Here is a 14,085-nt window from a genome sequence, read left to right on the forward strand (position 1 = left end):
TTCGCCGGCAAGCCTGGCTCCTACAAGGACGCAATCCGATGCATGAATCCCTGTTACTCATCCAATGAAACAGGCGCACGGGGTGAAAAATATGCGCCGGCGCTTTATAGTGGCCGACCTCCGTTTCATCAAGTAGCCGAGCCCCATGTCCGAGCCACGCAAGATCCTCGTCACCAGCGCCCTGCCCTATGCCAATGGTTCGATCCATCTTGGCCACATGCTGGAATACATCCAGACCGATATGTGGGTGCGCTTCCAGAAGCACCGCGGCAACCAATGCATTTATGTCTGCGCCGACGACGCCCACGGTTCGGCGATCATGCTGCGCGCGGAAAAGGAAGGCATCACCCCGGAACAACTGATCGCCAACGTCCAGGCTGAACACAGCGCCGACTTTGCCGAGTTCCTGGTGGACTTCGACAACTTCCACTCCACTCACGCCGAAGAAAACCGTGAGCTGTCGAGCCAGATCTACCTGAAGCTGCGCGACGCCGGGCACATCGCCACGCGCTCGATCACGCAGTATTTCGACCCGGAAAAGAAAATGTTCCTGGCCGACCGCTTCATCAAGGGCACCTGCCCGAAATGCGGCACCGAAGACCAGTACGGCGACAACTGCGAGAAATGCGGCGCGACCTACGCACCGACTGACTTGAAGGATCCGAAGTCGGCCATCTCTGGCGCGACCCCCGTGCTCAAGGATTCCCAGCACTTCTTCTTCAAACTGCCGGACTTCCAGGAAATGCTGCAAACCTGGACCCGCAGCGGCACGTTGCAAGACGCCGTCGCCAACAAGATCGCCGAATGGCTGGATGCCGGCCTGCAACAGTGGGACATCTCCCGTGATGCGCCGTACTTCGGTTTCGAAATCCCAGGCGAGCCGGGCAAGTACTTCTACGTCTGGCTGGACGCGCCAATCGGTTACATGGCCAGCTTCAAGAACCTGTGCAACCGCACGCCGGAACTGGATTTCGATGCGTTCTGGGGCAAGGATTCCACCGCCGAGCTGTACCACTTCATCGGCAAGGACATCGTCAACTTCCACGCCCTCTTCTGGCCAGCGATGCTCGAAGGCGCCGGTTTCCGTAAACCGACCGGCATCAACGTGCACGGCTACCTGACCGTCAACGGTCAGAAAATGTCCAAGTCCCGCGGCACCTTCATCAAGGCCCGGACCTACCTGGATCACCTGTCGCCGGAATACCTGCGTTATTACTACGCGGCCAAACTGGGACGTGGCGTCGACGACCTCGACCTGAACCTCGAAGACTTCGTGCAGAAGGTCAACTCCGACCTCGTCGGCAAAGTCGTCAACATCGCCAGCCGCTGCGCCGGTTTCATCCACAAAGGCAACGCCGGCGTGCTGGTGGCCGGTAACGCCGCGCCAGAACTGACCGAAGCCTTCCTTGCCGCAGCGCCAAGCATTGCCGAAGCCTACGAGGCTCGCGACTTTGCTCGTGCCATGCGCGAAATCATGGGCCTGGCCGACCGTGCCAACGCCTGGATCGCCGACAAGGCGCCTTGGTCGCTGAACAAACAGGAAGGCAAGCACGACGAAGTCCAGGCGATCTGCGCGCTGGGCATCAACCTGTTCCGCCAACTGGTGATCTTCCTCAAACCGGTGCTGCCACTGCTGGCCGCCGATGCCGAGGCGTTCCTCAACGTCGCGCCGCTGACCTGGAACGATCACGCGACCCTGCTCAGCAACCATCAGTTGAACGAGTTCAAGCCGCTGATGACCCGCATCGACCCGGTGAAAGTGCAAGCTATGACCGACGCTTCGAAAGAAGACCTGACCGCCAGCCAGACCGACACCGGCGACGCGGCACCTGCCGGCAACGGCGAACTGGCGAAGGATCCGCTATCGCCGGAGATCGAATTCGATGCGTTTGCCGCCGTCGACCTGCGCGTGGCGTTGATCGTCAAGGCTGAAGCCGTGGAAGGCGCCGACAAGCTGCTGCGCCTGACCCTCGACATCGGGGACGAGCAACGCAACGTGTTCTCCGGCATCAAGAGCGCTTACCCGGATCCGTCCAAGCTCGATGGTCGCCTGACCATGATGATCGCCAACCTCAAGCCACGGAAAATGAAGTTCGGCATCTCCGAAGGCATGGTGATGGCGGCCGGTCCTGGCGGTGAAGAAATCTACCTGCTCAGCCCCGACAGCGGTGCCAAGCCAGGCCAGCGTATCAAGTAAGATCCTGCGGCAAACCGATCCCACAGTCGTGCCCGACGCGACTGTGGGATTTTCATGTCTGGCCCCCCCTCCTTCCTTGCCGGATAATGCCTAACCTTGTTAGCAAGGCTTCTTTCTTCCGGCACGATCATGACCGAGATGCTTCTTACGCTTATCAGCGCTGCCCTGATCAACAACGTCGTGTTGCACTCGCCGCTGGGCGTCGATCCGCTGCTGGGCACCGAGCGCCGCCAGGTGCATGCACTGGGCATTGCGACGACGTGCCTGATGCTGATCGTCGGAATGCTTGGCTACGCGCTCTACCACTGGCTACTGGCGCCGCTGGAGCTGACTTCGCTGCGTTTGTTCGCGTTTCTGCCCGTGAGCGTGTTGTTGATCACACCGCTGCTGAAGCTGCTGCCGAAAGTGTTTTCGACGTTTTCGTTCGAAGGGCTCTGGCCGCTGCTGCTCGGCAATGCCGGCGTGCTCGGTCTGGCGCTGATCAACGCCCAGGAAAACCGCGGATTTTTCCACGCCACAGCCCTGAGCCTCGGCGCCGCGCTGGGGTTCTGGCTGGTGCTGAGTCTGTTCAGCGACTTGCGCCAGCGCACCCTCGATAACGATGTTCCCCTGCCCTTTCGCGGCCTGCCGATCGACCTGATCGGCGCCGGACTGATCGCAGTGGCTTTTCTCGGTTTCAGCGGACTGATCAAAACATGAGTCTGATTCAACGCATCGACGCCCTCTTGCCGCAGACCCAGTGCGGCAAATGTGGCCATCCCGGATGCAAGCCGTACGCAGAAGGCATCGCCAGCGGCGAGCCGATCAACAAGTGCCCGCCCGGCGGCAGCGAAACCATCGCAGCCTTGGCTGAGTTGCTGAAAGTGCCGGTGCTGGAGTTGGACGTCAGTCGCGGTTCGGCCCCGGCGCAAATCGCCTACATCCGCGAAGCCGAGTGCATCGGTTGCACCAAGTGCATTCAGGCCTGCCCGGTAGACGCCATCGTCGGCGCAGCGAAATTGATGCACACGGTGATCATCGACGAATGCACCGGTTGCGACCTTTGCGTGGCTCCTTGCCCGGTGGACTGCATCGAAATGCGGCCGTTGCCGCTGGCCACGGTGTTGCCGATTGTCGGAGGCCTGGCGTTCAGCCCTGAAGAACAACAGGCGCGTACCGCCAAACGCAATCACGCCCGGCGTCGCTTTGAACAGCGCAATGCCCGCTTGCACCGCGAAGAAGAACAGAAACTCGCCGAGCGTCAGGCCCGGGCACATCGCGCCGCGCAACAGCAGCACAGTGAAGTGACAACGCTAGACCCGGTTCAAGCCGCGCTGGAGAGAGTTCGTGCGCAGAAAGCGGCCAATGCCGATGCGGCGTTGAAGAAAGCCAAAATCGATCTGGCGATGAGCCGCGCACAACTGAACAAATCGCTCAAGGCGTTCGGCCATCCGCCGACCTTCGAACAGCAGTCGCAACTGATCGTCCTGCAACAGCAATTCGACGCCGCTGAACACGCCTTGGCGCAGTTGGAAAACAGCGCACCACCCGCCGCTGCGCCGGCGGCGCCAGTGAAGGACGCAGATCTGAAGCGGGCGAAAATACAGTTGGCCATGCGCCGCGCCGAACTCAAGAAAGCACAAACCAGTGACGCGCCGGCCGAGCAGATCGAAGCACTGGAGCGTGCACTCGGCGACGCTGAAAAAGCCCTGCACGCGGCAGAAACTGCAAGCGAGCAGCCTTTACCTGACCTGGCACGTATCGAAAAACGCCCCATCGACAGCCAGCTTCGACAGCTGAAAACCGAATTGGCCTACGCTCGCGCGGATGTCAGCAAACTCGAACGTCGCACCGACACACCCGCTGAATTATTGGACAAGGCACGCGCCCGCCTGCAAGAAGCCGAGCGCCAGGTGGATGCCTATGTCGCCCCTTGAATCGGTCGACGAGCGCCTTCAGCAGGCCATGAAGCTGGTGTTGCTGGCCACCGTGCCGGGGATGCTGGTGCTGTTCTGGTTGTATGGCTGGGGCGTGTTGATCAATTTGATCCTGGCCGGCGTTACCGCGCTGGCCGTTGAAGCGGCAGTGTTATGGCTGCGCAAACGACAGATCAAACCGACCTTGAGCGATGGCAGCGCACTGGTCAGTGCGACGTTGCTGGCCCTGGCTTTGCCGCCGTATTGCCCATGGTGGCTGACGGTCTGCGCCGCGGCATTCGCACTGCTCGGCAAACAACTGTATGGCGGTGTAGGGAAAAACCCGTTCAACCCGGCGATGCTCGGTTTCGCTTTGGTACTGGTGACCTTTCCCCAACCAATGACTCACTGGCCTTCGTCCCACGGCATGGACCTGCTCGGTGGTCTGCGACAAGTGTTCGGTTTCAGCCTCAGCCAGACGCCGGATGCGTGGGTCCAGGCCACGGCGCTGGACAGCTTGCGAATCAACAAAAGCCTGACCATGGACGAACTCTTCGCCGGCAATCCGGCGTTCGGTCACTTCGGCGCGCGCGGCGTGGAATGGGTCAACCTGGCGTTTCTGGCGGGCGGTTTGTTTCTGCTGCAACGGCGGGTGTTCAGCTGGCATGCGCCGGTGGGCATGCTTGCCAGCCTGTTCGTCATCAGCCTGCTGTGCTGGAACGGCTCGGGCTCCGACTCCCATGGTTCCCCCCTGTTTCATCTGCTCACGGGCGCGAGCATGCTGGGCGCATTCTTTATCGTCACGGAGCCGGTGTCCGGTGCAAAAACCCCAGGCGCCCGACTGCTGTTCGGTGCGGGCGTGGGACTGCTGACTTACCTGATTCGCACCTGGGGCGGCTATCCGGACGGCGTTGCGTTTGCAGTGTTGCTGATGAATCTTTGCGTGCCGGCGCTGGAGCGGTTTGTCGCGTCCAGGCAGGAGCAGCTTTCGCCATGAGCCGAACGTCGAGCGTTGTGATTCTGCTGTTGCTGGCAAGCCTGGGGATTGGCGCAACCTGGCTTGTGCAGTACAGCAGCGCGCCACGTATCGCAGCCGAACAGCGACGGATCGACAGCCGCAACCTGCTCGACTTGCTGCCTTCCGACAGTTACGACAATCAACCGCTGGAGCAGCCGCTGCACCTCGGTAACCTGGCTTTGACCAACAGCACCTTGCTGGACGGCTACCTCGCCACCAAGGCCGGCCAACCCGTTGCGGTCCTGCTGCGCAGCCAGACGATCGGGTATGCGGGCTCCATCGATTTGCTGATCGCCATTGACGCGAACGGCAAGTTGCTGGGGGTCAAGACCCTGAAACAATCGGAAACCCCGGGGTTGGGTGCGCGTATTGCCGACTGGCCCAATAGCTGGCTTCAGGCGTTCACTGGCAAATCCTTGAATGAACCCGCCGACAGCGGTTGGGCGTTGAAAAAGGATCAGGGTCAATTTGATCAAATCGCTGGCGCGACCATTACCTCCAGAGCCGTGATCAATGCGATCCACGATGCTCTGCGCTACTTCGATGAACACTCGCGTCAGCTGATCGGGAGCGGCCTCCATGAATAAGTCCGCAAATTTACAGAACTCACTGATGCTCGCGCCGCTGATCGGCGCCACTGACTCGTTAGTGACCGCACTGGGTGTGTGGTTGATGTTCATCGTGGTGATCAGTGCGTTTGGTGCGAGCATGGCTGCCGTGCGATCCCGACTGATCCCGGCGTCCCGCTTGTTCGCAGGCGTCCTGCTGGCGGCCACGCTGACCGGTTGTGCAGAACTCGCCGCGCAGGTCTGGTCACTTCAATGGCACCAGCATTCGGGGTTTTATGCAGCACTGATCGCTTTGCAGTGCGTCGTGTTGGAACATACCGGTTTTTTCCAGAGTGCATGGCGTGAGCGCCTGCGCCTGTGTGTCCTGTTCGGCGCGCTGATGGTCGGCCTGGGCCTGCTGCGCGAAATCCTCGGCGACGCAGGCTTGCGCCTGGCCACGTTGGCACCTGGCGGATTCATTCTGCTGGGCCTGCTGATCGCCGCCTGGCAAGCCTGGCCCCGCCCGACTCCCTCACATTGATCGCTTTCGAGGAAACGCACTGCCCATGAATGCCGCAAAACGTCTGGAAATTTTCCGCAGGCTGCATGAAGACAACCCGGAGCCGAAGACCGAACTGGCCTACTCCTCGCCATTCGAATTGCTGATCTCGGTGATTCTCTCGGCACAATCGACCGATGTCGGCGTCAATAAAGCCACCGCCAAGCTCTACCCGGTGGCCAATACGCCGCAGGCGATTTACGCGCTGGGCGTGGAAGGTCTGTCCGAGTACATCAAGACCATCGGCCTGTTCAACAGCAAGGCAAAAAATGTAATCGAAACCTGCCGCTTGCTGGTGGAACGCCATGGCGGGGAAGTGCCGCAGACCCGTGAAGAGCTCGAAGCGTTGCCCGGTGTCGGCCGCAAGACTGCCAACGTGGTGCTCAATACTGCTTTCCGCCAACTGACCATGGCCGTGGACACGCATATTTTCCGGGTCAGCAATCGTACTGGCATCGCTCCCGGCAAGAATGTGGTCGAGGTCGAGAAAAAACTGATGAAGTTCGTGCCGAAGGAATATCTGCTCGATTCCCATCACTGGCTGATTCTTCATGGGCGTTACGTTTGCCTGGCTCGCAAGCCTCGCTGCGGCAGTTGCCGGATAGAAGACCTGTGCGAATACAAGCACAAGACTTCGGACGATTGAGGCGCTATTAGGTTTTTTGATTTATCGATTGAAAAAATCTTTTTTACCCGCGAGGCGATTATCGATATAAGGAGCGCCAAAGGCAGTCTTAGCCTGGAGTTAACCTTATGAGCACTGGCAAAGAGCAATTGGACGTAGAAGACGACTTCACACCCGTTGAGGCCGATGACGCGGAACCGGTGGTTGAAGTGGCAAAGACCAACCTGAGCAAACGCCGCACCATCGACAATCTGCTGGAGGAGCGCCGACTGCAAAAGCAATTGGCCGATTACGATTTTGACCTATGACACCTGAAAGCCTCCCGAAACGGAGGCTTTTTACTAGGTGCGAAACCTTGAAAACGCCCACTCTTTACGCCCCGTCAAGCACTGGCCCAGTCATACCAACCCATTGCGTTGAGCCAGTTCGATCAGGTCAACCAGGGACCGCGCATTGAGTTTCAACAACAGCCGCGTCTTGTAAGTACTGACGGTTTTATTGCTGAGGAACATTCCATCGGCAATTTCCTTGTTGGTCTTGCCGCGAGCCAACTGTTGCAAGACCATCATCTCCCGCCCCGAAAGACGATCCACCATATCGGCTTCACTGGCATTCCCCAGACTGGAGCGCACGGTATGCAAGGCTTGATTGGGAAAGTAACTGTAGCCCGACAATACCGCCTTTATTGCACTGAGCAACTCAGTGAGGTCCTGTTGTTTGCAAACATATCCTGCAGCACCGGATTGCATGCAACGCATCGAAAAATGTCCAGGAGCCTGTGAAGTCAATATCAGTACTTTCATTGGCATCGCTGCCGATGCCAGACGTGCAATGACTTCCAGCCCATCCAGTTTGGGTATTCCAATATCCAGGATGACAATATCCGGCATATGTTCACGAGCTAGTTGCAATGCATCCACGCCATTATCTGTTTCTGCAATGACTTCGTAGCCATGACGCTCCATCAGCATACGTACCGCAAGACGAATGACGGGGTGATCATCCACGATCAGCACTTTATTCATGGGCAAGTCCAATTTTCGCTGTTCGAATTTTTAGAGCCCGCACAATAGCCTAGTCGTTTCACCCATGGCATGCCGCTCCCCCCGGCCACCCACACCGAGAGACATTCCCTACAAACATCGCGGAATAATCTTACAAAAAATCTTGAAACACAGCGCGCCAGAAACTTTATCTGTCTCATGATATTTCAGTATTCAACAGTTTTTTGTTTCGATTTACAACCAGCACGCCACACAACAACAGTTGACCAAGATGATCCGACACACGCCAACGATTAGTCTACCCTTGTAGGGTAATTGATATTTCCCGGCCTGCCCATCACACCAGAAACATCAAACACAAAACCTTACATCAAAAGTCAATTAACAATAAATGAATAGCAAAACTGATATATCCGAACTATAAATCCATCGCTACCATATAAACTCTACACCCTAACAACCACCAACTAACACAATGAGAAAAGACGAACTAATATGAGTAAAAAATATGATAAAACTCAAACAACGAATCACCAACCCCATGACAGTCATCGCGATATTCGCAACACTGTCTGAAACATCGGCCGCCATCTCTCTGCCCTTCCTCGACGACGAAGATAAAGAGATCTACATCTGGTTTTTGATCAGCTTTCCCTTTTATTTGCTTTTTCTTTTCTTCGCCACCCTTAACTTCAATTATCGATCGCTTTACGCGCCTTCCGACTTTGAAAAGGGAAAGCATTTCATAAAGGTGATGGACAACGCAGAACGTTCAGGTAACGCGCAAGATCCGCCCGACGAGATCGGCTTACAGCCAAGTCTCTCGGTTCAGTACCCTATTCGGCTGCCTGAGTCACTCAAGGATCTGCACATCATTGATGCGCGGTGGATGAACAAAAAAAATGAGTTCCGCGCCCTTCTGGAAAAGCTTCGCCAGCCCAAGGGGAATCCGGCACACGTTGTCGTGTTTCTCGTTGTTGGCGAGTCGGAGACGTTACTGAAAGAAAGCGCACTCAAGTTTTGCCGAAACGCAAAAAAACGCAGCAGCGCAACGTTCTGTATTGCTTACAATTTGAGTTCACGTGACGTGACGGTCATTGATCAATATTGCCGGGCTGACACACAGCAGGCAGTTGCTCTTTAGGATCAATGGGGGGCGGGCAGGAAGGTATTTAAAACAACAAGAATGTTGAATCGCAATGTCAGACAGAAAATCCCTGTTTTCAAATGTGTGGCCTTGTCCTGGACAAGGCCACACATTCCATCAGCGTGTCAAAGATCTCAGAACAGCTTGCGACCTTTGTTTGCCGCGATACGCATGCGCAGCGCGTTGAGCTTGATGAAGCCTGCCGCGTCGGCCTGGTTGTAGGCGCCGCCATCTTCCTCGAAGGTCGCGATGTTGGCATCGAACAACGATTCGTCGGACTTGCGGCCAGTGACGATCACGTTGCCCTTGTACAGCTTCAGGCGTACGACGCCGTTCACGTGAGCCTGGGACGCATCGATCATCTGTTGCAGCATCAGACGCTCAGGGCTCCACCAGTAACCGGTGTAGATCAGGCTGGCGTATTTAGGCATCAGCTCGTCTTTGAGGTGAGCCACTTCGCGGTCCAGCGTGATCGATTCGATCGCACGGTGGGCGCGCAGCATGATGGTGCCGCCAGGGGTCTCGTAGCAGCCACGGGACTTCATGCCCACGTAACGGTTCTCGACGATGTCGAGACGGCCGATACCGTGTTCGCCACCGATACGGTTCAGGGTCGCCAGCACGGTGGCCGGAGTCATTTCGACGCCGTCCAGTGCAACGATGTCGCCGTTGCGGTAGGTCAGTTCCAGGTACTGCGCCTTGTCAGGAGCCTTCTCCGGGGAGACGGTCCATTTCCACATGTCTTCTTCGTGCTCGGTCCAGGTGTCTTCCAGCACGCCGCCCTCATAGGAGATGTGCAGCAGGTTGGCATCCATCGAGTACGGGGATTTTTTCTTGCCATGACGCTCGATCGGGATCGCGTGCTTTTCAGCGTAATCCATCAGCTTTTCACGGGAGAGCAGGTCCCATTCGCGCCACGGAGCGATCACTTTCACACCTGGCTTCAAGGCATAAGCGCCCAGTTCGAAACGAACCTGGTCGTTACCCTTGCCGGTGGCACCGTGGGAAATGGCGTCAGCGCCGGTTTCGTTGGCGATTTCGATCAGGCGTTTGGCGATCAACGGACGAGCGATGGAAGTACCCAGCAGGTACTCGCCTTCGTAAACGGTGTTGGCGCGGAACATCGGGAATACGAAGTCACGCACGAATTCTTCGCGCAGATCGTCGATGTAGATTTCTTTTACGCCCATGGCCTGAGCCTTGGCGCGAGCCGGCTCGACCTCTTCGCCCTGACCCAGGTCAGCGGTAAAGGTCACCACTTCACAGTTATAAGTATCCTGCAGCCACTTGAGGATCACCGAAGTGTCCAGGCCGCCGGAATACGCCAGAACGACCTTGTTTACGTCCGCCATGCCATCACTCCACGGGGTTCTACGGAAAGCCGTCAAGTCTACCGGTCATGCAGGATAATTTACAGAGGCGCGACAGCTTATGACGACGAAGCGACAGATTATGTCGAGCGGGCGACGATGACAGCCGGTTCAGTATGTCTTCGCGGGGCTCGCCGATGCGGTTGTCTGAGGCGCCGGCTGCTCGGTGGGTGCGACCCGCGCCAGGTGCACATTGACCCGACGGTTCTTCGCCCGATTGGCGGCATTGGTGTTGGGTGCCAACGGATAACGCTCGCCGTGAAAGCGCACGGTGATCTGCGATTCCTGATAACCGTTGGCCTTGAAGAACTCCATGACCGCCAGGGCCCGACGCCGCGACAGGTCACGATTGGCCAGGCGATTGCCGCTGTTGTCGGAGTGGCCGTCGAGTTCGATGTGATTGACCGTCGGATCGGCCTTCATGAACTCCAGCATGACCTGCAACTGAGCCTTGGCCTGTGCGTCGAGATCCAGGCCGTCGCCGGGAAAGCCGATCTGCGTTTGTTTGACTTGCTCGAAATTCTTCGGCAGCAGCTTCGCCACACAGCTTTGATAATCGTTGAACGCCTTGCTGAACTTGACCGGCAACAACCGCACTTCCGACACCCGGCCATCGCCCGAATAATGTCGAACGACCGGGCTACGCCCGTCCATCAGGCCACTGATCAGGCGCCCGGCCTGAACTTGAGAACTGTTGAACAGCACATTGCCGCTACCAATCTGCACGGAGCCCAGATTGATGTCGCCCCGCCCCGGCTGCCAGGGCGCTGCGGCTGCCAGCAGGGTCGCCGAGCCGCCGCCGACCATCGAGTTATAGGCTTTCAGACGAAACGTCGCCTGCTCGCCGGCGCGGCGCACGAACTCGCCCGAACCGAAATCGGTGATCGGCTGAGTCAGGCGGCACTCGAACTTGTCCCCTTCGACCGTCCACTCGATGCTCTCCAGGCGGGTCTGGAAAGTGAGCGCCATCGCGGGAAGGCTGGCAAACACGCTGAGCAAGGCTAAATAACGCTGGCGCACGGGAGGCTCCACTGGCTTCTACAACAAAAAGACCGACACACACATGTTTACGGCATACCTGTTGGATATCGGAAGCTTCCCGCAAAACTTGATAGCGAGTGCCTGAGAGAGTCTTTTCCGGTAGCATTCCCTTCAGTTTGACCCGCCTGGAATCCCCTCATGTCCGACCGCCTGACCCTGCTGCGTCCCGACGACTGGCATATTCATCTTCGCGATGGTGCCGTGTTGACCAATACCGTTGCGGATGTCGCGCGCACCTTTGGTCGCGCCATCATCATGCCCAACCTGGTACCTCCGGTGCGCAACGCCGCTGAAGCCGACGGCTATCGCCAGCGGATTCTCGCTGCACGTCCGGCTGGCAGCCGTTTCGAACCGTTGATGGTCCTTTACCTGACCGACCGCACCCAGCCCGAAGAAATTCGTGAGGCCAAGGCCAGCGGTTTCATTCATGCCGCCAAGTTGTATCCGGCCGGCGCGACCACCAACTCGGACTCTGGCGTCACCAGCATCGACAAGATCTTCCCTGCGCTTGAGGCCATGGCCGAAGTCGGGATGCCTTTGTTGGTTCACGGTGAAGTCACCCGTGGCGATGTCGACGTGTTCGACCGCGAAAAAATCTTCATCGATGAGCACATGCGTCGAGTGGTCGAGCGCTTCCCGACGCTCAAAGTGGTGTTCGAACACATCACCACCGCGGACGCCGTGCAGTTCGTCAACCAGGCTTCGGCCAACGTTGGCGCGACCATCACCGCGCATCACCTCTTGTACAACCGCAACCACATGCTGGTGGGCGGGATTCGGCCGCATTTCTACTGCCTGCCGATCCTCAAGCGCAATACGCATCAGGAAGCCCTGCTCGACGCCGCCACCAGCGGCAGCGAAAAGTTCTTCCTCGGCACCGACTCGGCGCCTCACGCCCAGCATGCCAAAGAAGCCGCGTGCGGCTGTGCCGGTTGCTACACCGCTTATGCGGCGATCGAGATGTACGCCGAAGCGTTCGAACAACGTAACGCACTGGACAAGCTCGAAGCCTTCGCCAGCCTCAACGGCCCGCGCTTCTATGGCCTGCCGGTGAACACCGATCGCATTACTCTGGTCCGCGACGAGTGGACCGCCCCAACCAGCCTGCCATTTGGCGAGCTGACCGTTATCCCGCTGCGCGCCGGTGAAAAACTGCGCTGGCGCCTGCTGGAGGAACACGCGTGAGTGAAGACCATTACGACGACGAACAGGACGGTCAAGGCGGCGGAGGTGGTCCACGCCACCCGATGGCAGCTCGATTCCGTGGATACCTGCCAGTCGTTGTCGACGTTGAAACCGGTGGTTTCAACTCTGCCACTGACGCTTTGCTGGAAATAGCCGCTACCACGATCGCCATGGACGAGAAGGGTTTTGTATACCCTGACCACACCTACTTCTTCCGTGTCGAGCCTTTTGAAGGCGCCAACATCGAAGCGGCCGCGCTGGAGTTCACCGGGATCAAACTCGATCACCCGCTGCGCATGGCGGTGAGTGAAGAAGCGGCGCTGACCGATATTTTCCGCGGCATCCGCAAGGCGTTGAAAGCCAACGGCTGCAAGCGGGCGATTCTGGTCGGGCACAACAGCAGCTTCGATCTGGGCTTCCTGAACGCGGCGGTTGCGCGCCTGGACATGAAGCGCAACCCGTTTCATCCGTTCTCCAGCTTCGACACGGCCACCCTGGCCGGTCTGGCGTACGGTCAGACGGTGCTGGCGAAAGCCTGTCAGGCCGCCGATATCGACTTCGACGGTCGCGAGGCTCATTCGGCTCGCTACGACACCGAGAAGACGGCCGAGCTGTTCTGCGGCATCGTCAATCGCTGGAAACAGATGGGCGGCTGGGAAGACTACAACGACTGATCGGCTTTTCGTAGGAGCCGGCTTGCTGGCGATTCAGCCACCGCGGTTTGTCTGATTACCGAGGTGCCTGGATCACCAGCAAGCCGGCTCCTACAGGAATCACCGCTTCTCCGCCCATAAAAAAACCGGCCTCAACGGCCGGTTTTTTTGTGCCTCGAATGCGCCTTACAGGGCAGCAGCATTCTCGGTCAGGTAAGCCGCGACGCCTTCGGTCGAAGCGGTCATGCCTTTGTCGCCTTTTTTCCAGTTGGCAGGGCAAACTTCGCCGTGCTCTTCGTGGAATTGCAGAGCGTCGACCAGACGGACCAGCTCTTCGATGTTACGGCCCAGTGGCAGGTCGTTGATGATCTGCGAGCGGACAACGCCTTTGTCGTCGATCAGGAACGCGCCACGGAAAGCCACGCCGCCTTCGGATTCAACGTCGTAGGCCTTGGCGATTTCGTGCTTTAGGTCGGCTGCCATGGTGTAGCGAACTTCGCCGATGCCACCATTGTTGACCGGGGTGTTGCGCCACGCGTTGTGGGTGAAGTGCGAGTCGATCGAAACAGCGATCACTTCAACGTTGCGGGCCTTGAAGTCGGACATGCGGTTGTCCAGAGCGATCAGCTCGGATGGGCAAACGAAGGTGAAGTCCAACGGGTAGAAGAACACCAGGCCGTATTTGCCTTTGATGGCCGACGACAGGGTGAAGCTGTCGACGATTTCGCCATTGCCGAGTACGGCTGGTACGGTGAAGTCAGGGGCTTGCTTGCCTACGAGTACGCTCATTGAATATCTCCTGGTGTAAAAACGTGAAGTTCCGGGTTTGCGCCAGCCTGCCAC

The 14,085-nt window shown here is 58.1% G+C and carries 15 protein-coding genes; 11 read left to right on the top strand and 4 right to left on the bottom strand.

The annotated features are described in order from the left end of the window. Positions 1-145: 145 nt before the first annotated feature. From metG to KGA82_RS10520, 8 genes are all read left to right on the top strand, one after another. Entirely contained in the window at positions 146-2,197 is a 2,052-nt protein-coding gene (gene metG / locus KGA82_RS10485; protein ID WP_008036458.1) for a methionine--tRNA ligase, read from the top strand. A 129-nt stretch (positions 2,198-2,326) separates the two neighbouring features. Then, positions 2,327-2,896, top strand: coding sequence for an electron transport complex protein RnfA (locus KGA82_RS10490; protein ID WP_223450291.1), 570 nt, complete (start codon positions 2,327-2,329; stop codon positions 2,894-2,896). After that, positions 2,893-4,113 (top strand): electron transport complex subunit RsxB, encoded by a 1,221-nt coding sequence (gene rsxB, locus KGA82_RS10495; RefSeq protein ID WP_223450292.1) that lies wholly within the window; start codon positions 2,893-2,895, stop codon positions 4,111-4,113. The genes KGA82_RS10490 and rsxB overlap by 4 nt, the downstream gene beginning before the upstream one ends. Beyond that, positions 4,100-5,089 carry an RnfABCDGE type electron transport complex subunit D gene (locus KGA82_RS10500; protein WP_223450293.1) on the top strand — a complete coding sequence of 330 codons (990 nt, stop codon included), beginning with the start codon at positions 4,100-4,102 and terminating at the stop codon, positions 5,087-5,089. Before rsxB ends, KGA82_RS10500 begins: the two co-directional genes overlap by 14 nt. Beyond that, positions 5,086-5,697, top strand: coding sequence for an RnfABCDGE type electron transport complex subunit G (locus KGA82_RS10505; RefSeq protein WP_223450294.1), 612 nt, complete (start codon positions 5,086-5,088; stop codon positions 5,695-5,697). Before KGA82_RS10500 ends, KGA82_RS10505 begins: the two co-directional genes overlap by 4 nt. Further along, positions 5,690-6,199, top strand: a complete 510-nt coding sequence (locus tag KGA82_RS10510; RefSeq protein WP_223450295.1) for an Rnf-Nqr domain containing protein — start codon at positions 5,690-5,692, stop codon at positions 6,197-6,199. Before KGA82_RS10505 ends, KGA82_RS10510 begins: the two co-directional genes overlap by 8 nt. 25 nt (positions 6,200-6,224) lie before the next feature. Further along, on the top strand, positions 6,225-6,863 hold the full coding sequence (gene nth, locus KGA82_RS10515) for an endonuclease III (RefSeq protein ID WP_008032146.1): 639 nt from the start codon (positions 6,225-6,227) through the stop codon (positions 6,861-6,863). A 107-nt stretch (positions 6,864-6,970) separates the two neighbouring features. Then, complete coding sequence (locus KGA82_RS10520; protein ID WP_007898493.1) at positions 6,971-7,150, top strand: PA3496 family putative envelope integrity protein; 180 nt, start codon at positions 6,971-6,973, stop codon at positions 7,148-7,150. A gap of 90 nt (positions 7,151-7,240) precedes the next feature. Here the strand turns inward: KGA82_RS10520 and KGA82_RS10525 are convergent, their stop codons facing one another. Continuing rightward, entirely contained in the window at positions 7,241-7,867 is a 627-nt protein-coding gene (locus KGA82_RS10525) for a response regulator transcription factor (protein WP_008032148.1), read from the bottom strand. A gap of 487 nt (positions 7,868-8,354) precedes the next feature. Between KGA82_RS10525 and KGA82_RS10530 the strand changes: the two genes are divergently transcribed. Next, complete coding sequence (locus tag KGA82_RS10530) at positions 8,355-8,990, top strand: hypothetical protein (protein WP_192228581.1); 636 nt, start codon at positions 8,355-8,357, stop codon at positions 8,988-8,990. A 137-nt stretch (positions 8,991-9,127) separates the two neighbouring features. Here the strand turns inward: KGA82_RS10530 and KGA82_RS10535 are convergent, their stop codons facing one another. Then, positions 9,128-10,345, bottom strand: a complete 1,218-nt coding sequence (locus KGA82_RS10535) for an argininosuccinate synthase (RefSeq protein ID WP_008032151.1) — start codon at positions 10,343-10,345, stop codon at positions 9,128-9,130. Between the two features lie 129 nt (positions 10,346-10,474). Continuing rightward, complete coding sequence (locus tag KGA82_RS10540; protein WP_223450296.1) at positions 10,475-11,383, bottom strand: flagellar protein MotY; 909 nt, start codon at positions 11,381-11,383, stop codon at positions 10,475-10,477. 159 nt (positions 11,384-11,542) lie between these two features. Between KGA82_RS10540 and pyrC the strand changes: the two genes are divergently transcribed. Both pyrC and rnt read left to right on the top strand, forming a co-directional pair. Next, on the top strand, positions 11,543-12,589 hold the full coding sequence (gene pyrC, locus KGA82_RS10545) for a dihydroorotase (protein ID WP_223450297.1): 1,047 nt from the start codon (positions 11,543-11,545) through the stop codon (positions 12,587-12,589). Then, complete coding sequence (gene rnt / locus KGA82_RS10550; protein ID WP_008036438.1) at positions 12,586-13,263, top strand: ribonuclease T; 678 nt, start codon at positions 12,586-12,588, stop codon at positions 13,261-13,263. Before pyrC ends, rnt begins: the two co-directional genes overlap by 4 nt. A gap of 165 nt (positions 13,264-13,428) precedes the next feature. On the opposite strand, the gene KGA82_RS10555 is transcribed toward rnt, so the two are convergent. Beyond that, a complete protein-coding gene (locus tag KGA82_RS10555; RefSeq protein WP_008032158.1) occupies positions 13,429-14,031 on the bottom strand; it encodes a peroxiredoxin in 603 nt (200 codons plus the stop codon). Positions 14,032-14,085: the final 54 nt, after the last annotated feature.

It is taken from the genome of Pseudomonas sp. BF-RE-22 (assembly GCF_019956155.1).
GTDB classification, from domain to species: Bacteria; Pseudomonadota; Gammaproteobacteria; order Pseudomonadales; family Pseudomonadaceae; genus Aquipseudomonas; species Aquipseudomonas migulae.

Excerpts from the sequence above, each read along its gene's own strand:
- metG (WP_008036458.1), top strand. The coding sequence starts at position 146 with ATGTCCGAGCCACGCAAGATCCTCGTCACCAGCGCCCTGCCCTATGCC.
- KGA82_RS10490 (WP_223450291.1), top strand. The coding sequence starts at position 2,327 with ATGACCGAGATGCTTCTTACGCTTATCAGCGCTGCCCTGATCAACAAC.
- rsxB (WP_223450292.1), top strand. The coding sequence starts at position 2,893 with ATGAGTCTGATTCAACGCATCGACGCCCTCTTGCCGCAGACCCAGTGC.
- KGA82_RS10500 (WP_223450293.1), top strand. The coding sequence starts at position 4,100 with ATGTCGCCCCTTGAATCGGTCGACGAGCGCCTTCAGCAGGCCATGAAG.
- KGA82_RS10505 (WP_223450294.1), top strand. The coding sequence starts at position 5,086 with ATGAGCCGAACGTCGAGCGTTGTGATTCTGCTGTTGCTGGCAAGCCTG.
- KGA82_RS10510 (WP_223450295.1), top strand. The coding sequence starts at position 5,690 with ATGAATAAGTCCGCAAATTTACAGAACTCACTGATGCTCGCGCCGCTG.
- nth (WP_008032146.1), top strand. The coding sequence starts at position 6,225 with ATGAATGCCGCAAAACGTCTGGAAATTTTCCGCAGGCTGCATGAAGAC.
- KGA82_RS10520 (WP_007898493.1), top strand. The coding sequence starts at position 6,971 with ATGAGCACTGGCAAAGAGCAATTGGACGTAGAAGACGACTTCACACCC.
- KGA82_RS10525 (WP_008032148.1), bottom strand. The coding sequence starts at position 7,867 with ATGAATAAAGTGCTGATCGTGGATGATCACCCCGTCATTCGTCTTGCG.
- KGA82_RS10530 (WP_192228581.1), top strand. The coding sequence starts at position 8,355 with ATGATAAAACTCAAACAACGAATCACCAACCCCATGACAGTCATCGCG.
- KGA82_RS10535 (WP_008032151.1), bottom strand. The coding sequence starts at position 10,345 with ATGGCGGACGTAAACAAGGTCGTTCTGGCGTATTCCGGCGGCCTGGAC.
- pyrC (WP_223450297.1), top strand. The coding sequence starts at position 11,543 with ATGTCCGACCGCCTGACCCTGCTGCGTCCCGACGACTGGCATATTCAT.
- KGA82_RS10555 (WP_008032158.1), bottom strand. The coding sequence starts at position 14,031 with ATGAGCGTACTCGTAGGCAAGCAAGCCCCTGACTTCACCGTACCAGCC.